Consider the following 3,499-nt stretch of genomic DNA (forward strand, 5'->3'; position numbering starts at 1 on the left):
ATTGGACAGATTCAAGGACCTTCGGCCCGGCAGCATTGGGATGCGGACCTTCTCAGTGATGTGCGGATCGGCGAGCGTGGCCTCATCCAGACCCGTGGGTTCGGGGCCGAACAACAGGACATCGCCCGGCAGGTAATGGATTTCGGCGAAGGACCGGGTGGCGTGGGCGGTGAACGCGAACACCCGCGCTCCGGCCAGCGCGGCCCACGCCTGCTGCAGGCTCTTGTGCACCGTGACCGACGCCAGATCGTGGTAATCCAGTCCGGCGCGACGGAGTTTCGGCTCGGAGAGGTCGAATCCCAACGGCTCCACCAGATGCAGTTCGCAGCCGGTCGCCGCGACCATGCGGATCGCGTTGCCGGTGTTCGGAGCGATCCGGGGCGAGAAGAACATGATGCGAAACACGTTGTGCTTCAGTCCTGCTCGGACTTGGCGAGTATGTAGTCCAGGTTCGCCCGCACGGTCGGCCACTCAGCGGCGATGATGCTATAGACGCAGGTGTCCCGCAGTGCGCCCGGCGCGTCCGGATGCAGGCTGATCTGATGGCTGCGCAGCACACCGTCAAGTTTGGCCCCCAGTCGCTCGATTGCGCGGCGGCTTGGCTGGTTGAAAAAATGCGTGCGAAACTCCACAGCGATGCAATCGAGGTCGTCGAACGCGTGGGTGAGAAGCAGACGCTTGGCTTCGGTATTGAGCGCGGTTCGCTGGGCGCTGCGCCGGATCCAGGTGGATCCGATCTCCAGACGGCGGTTGGCTGCGTCGATGTTCATATAGGTGGTCATGCCCACCGGAGTACCGCTGACCGGATCAATCAGCGCGAAGGGGCACATAGCGCTGCGGACTTGCTCGTCGAGGCGGCGCTGAATCTCTCGGCGCATCTGGGCCGGTTCGGGGATCACGGTGTACCAGAGACGCCAAAGCTCTCCATCGCGAACGGCTTCGCAGAGCCCGTCGTGGTGGGCAGTCGAGAGCGGCTCGAGTCGGACATGGGAACCCGTCAGGGTGACTGGTGTCAGCCAATCCGTCATTCGTGTTCTCCTGACCCTGTCACTCGTCTTCGCTGAAGACGGCATCGCGCTTACGCCGTACGGCCGGGAGGACCGCGATGACCAGCGCGACTAGGGCGAGAGACAGCAGTACAGCCGAGATCGGCCGCGTCACGAACACGCTCAGGTCGCCCCGGGAGATGATCAACGCGCGCCGCAGGTTCTCCTCCAGCAACGGGGCGAGGACGAAGCCGAACAGCAGCGGCACGGCCTCGCATCCCCAGCGGATGAGAAAGTACCCGAGCACGCCGATGATCGCGATCACATAAACGTCCCAGGGGTTCAGACCGAGGGAGAAGCAGCCGATCGTGGCGAAGGCGATGATCGCCGGGAACAGCACTTCATAGGGCACCGAAATCAGCCGTACCCAGAGGCGGATGAGCGGGAGGTTCAGCAGCACCAACAGCAGGTTGCCCACCCAGAACGACGCGATGAGGCCCCAGAACAGCTCCGGCTCGTCGTTGATGACATTGGGTCCGGGCGTGATCCCCTGAATGATGAACGCGCCAACGAGCAGCGCCATCACCGGGTGCGCAGGCAGGCCCAACGTGAGCAGTGGGATAAAGGAGGTCTGCGCCGCGGCATTGTTCGCGGACTCGGGCGAGGCAACGCCCTCGATGGCGCCGCGTCCGAACGTCTCGGGGTGCTTCGACACCCGCTTTTCCACCGAGTACGACGTGAACGCCGCCAAAATGTGCCCGCCGCCCGGCAGCACGCCGAGCGCGGAGCCGATCGCGGTGCCACGGAGCACCGGCATCCGAATCCGGCGGAAGTCGTCGCGGCTGAGCCATAGCCCCCTCACCTTCGCGCTCACCACGCTCGGGGTCTGACGGTGTTCCAGTTTGCGGATGATCTCGGCAAGGCCGAACAGGCCGACCGCGATCGAGACGAAGTCCAGGCCCTGGTAGAGCTCGCGGATGCCGAACGTGAACCGAGGAACTCCAGTGGAGAAGAGGTCCTGGCCGACGGTGCCGAGCAGCAGCCCCAGCACGATCATCGCCAGCGCCTTCGCCGTCGAGCCGCTGGCGAGCGCGATGGACATGACCAGGCCGAGAACGACGAGGGAGAAGTAGTCGGCCGGGCCGAACTTGAGCGCCACCGACGCCAGCGGCGGAGCGAAAAGCGCCACGACGGCGGTCGCGACTGTCCCGGCGAAGAAGGAGCCCAGCGCCGCAGTGGCGAGCGCCGGTCCGGCTCTGCCCTGGCGCGCCATCTGGTACCCGTCCAGCGCGGTGACCGCGGACGAGGACTCGCCCGGAAGGTTGATCAGGATTGCGGTAGTCGAGCCGCCGTATTGCGCGCCGTAGTAGATGCCGGCGAGCATGATCAGCGACGCGACCGGGTCGAAGTTGAAGGTGATCGGGAGCAGCAGCGCAACGGTGGCGGTCGGCCCGATGCCCGGGAGCACGCCCACCATGGTGCCGAGCGTGACGCCGAGCAGGCAGATCAGGATATTGCTCGGCTGAAGGGCCGTCTCGAGACCCAGTGCCAGTCCGGAGAGATCCACAACTCAGCCCCCAAACCAGTCGCCCAACAGCGGCAGGCGCAACTGCAGCAACCCGACGAAGATGCCGAGGCTGAGCAGCGTCAGGCCGACCGAGATGGCCAGGGCCTTGAGCGGACCAACGCCGCGGCATGCGAACGCGGCGACGAACGTCGTCACCAACAGCGACGGCGCGAGCCCGAGCCCCTCGACGGTGGCGCCGAAGAAGACGATCCCCGCCACGAGCATGCCGCCGCGCACCCAGGGCACCGGTCCGCGCTCATCCTCTGCCTCGCGGAACCGCGGGTCACCGCCGCGGAAACCCCGCACGGCAATGACCGCGCCCAGGACGGTGAGGATCGCGCCGAGCATGACCGGGACATAGCCGGGGCCCATCTCCCGCGTCGAGCCCGTTCCGTACGTCCTGCCCCCGAGGGCGAAGGCCAGGCCGAGTGTGATGAAGGTGCCGCCGGCCAGCATGTCGGGGACGCCGGCTCGGCGGCCCGCGATCCCCGACGACGCCGGGTCGTCGCTCATCCGCCCTTGACCCCGGCGCTCTTGATGATCGGCGTCCACAGCTCGATCTGCTCCTTGAGCTTGACCCTGTGGGCGTCCGGGGTCACCTGGTCCTTAGCCACCGGGGTGGTGCCGAGGTCGGCCATCTTGTCGATGACGTTTGGGTCCACGAGGGCAACCTGCAGGGCCTCGGTGAGCTTCGCGACGATCTCGTCGGGGGTGTTGGTCGGCACGTAGAGCCCGTGCCAGACGGCGACCTTGACGTCCGGAAGGCCCGCCTCGGCCGTGGTCGGTAGGTCTGGCAGCGCCTCGATCGGCTCCGGCGTGGTCACCGCATAGGCCTTGATCGCACCGGACCGGATCTGCCCCGCGGTGTTGGTCGTCTGGTCGCACATGAAGTCGACCTGGCCACCGACCAGATCGGTGAGCGCGGGCCCGGTGCCGTCGTACGGGA

At 66.6% G+C, this 3,499-nt stretch carries 5 protein-coding genes; all 5 read right to left on the reverse strand.

Annotated elements, in window-relative coordinates; translation table 11 throughout:
• Positions 1-405 (reverse strand): tRNA (cytidine(34)-2'-O)-methyltransferase (locus tag ADBZ5N_RS18000; protein WP_526259817.1); only part of this gene is annotated, 405 nt, incomplete at its 3' end.
• Positions 406-413: 8 nt separating this feature from the next.
• Positions 414-1,028: a GNAT family N-acetyltransferase gene (locus tag ADBZ5N_RS18005; protein ID WP_526259819.1), complete on the reverse strand. Its 615-nt coding sequence runs from the start codon at positions 1,026-1,028 to the stop codon at positions 414-416.
• Positions 1,029-1,047: 19 nt separating this feature from the next.
• Positions 1,048-2,553, reverse strand: a complete 1,506-nt coding sequence (locus tag ADBZ5N_RS18010; protein ID WP_526259821.1) for a tripartite tricarboxylate transporter permease — start codon at positions 2,551-2,553, stop codon at positions 1,048-1,050.
• 3 nt (positions 2,554-2,556) lie between these two features.
• Positions 2,557-3,066, reverse strand: a complete 510-nt coding sequence (locus tag ADBZ5N_RS18015; protein WP_526259823.1) for a tripartite tricarboxylate transporter TctB family protein — start codon at positions 3,064-3,066, stop codon at positions 2,557-2,559.
• On the reverse strand, positions 3,063-3,499 hold a 437-nt coding region (locus ADBZ5N_RS18020; protein WP_526259825.1), incomplete at its 5' end, for a tripartite tricarboxylate transporter substrate-binding protein. The genes ADBZ5N_RS18020 and ADBZ5N_RS18015, both read right to left, overlap by 4 nt.

This window comes from Mycobacterium sp. (genome assembly GCF_044370595.1).
GTDB lineage: Bacteria > Actinomycetota > Actinomycetes > Mycobacteriales > Mycobacteriaceae > Mycobacterium.

Coding starts and splice junctions, on each gene's coding strand:
- ADBZ5N_RS18015 (WP_526259823.1), bottom strand. CDS start 3,066: ATGAGCGACGACCCGGCGTCGTCGGGGATCGCGGGCCGCCGAGCCGGC.
- ADBZ5N_RS18005 (WP_526259819.1), bottom strand. CDS start 1,028: ATGACGGATTGGCTGACACCAGTCACCCTGACGGGTTCCCATGTCCGA.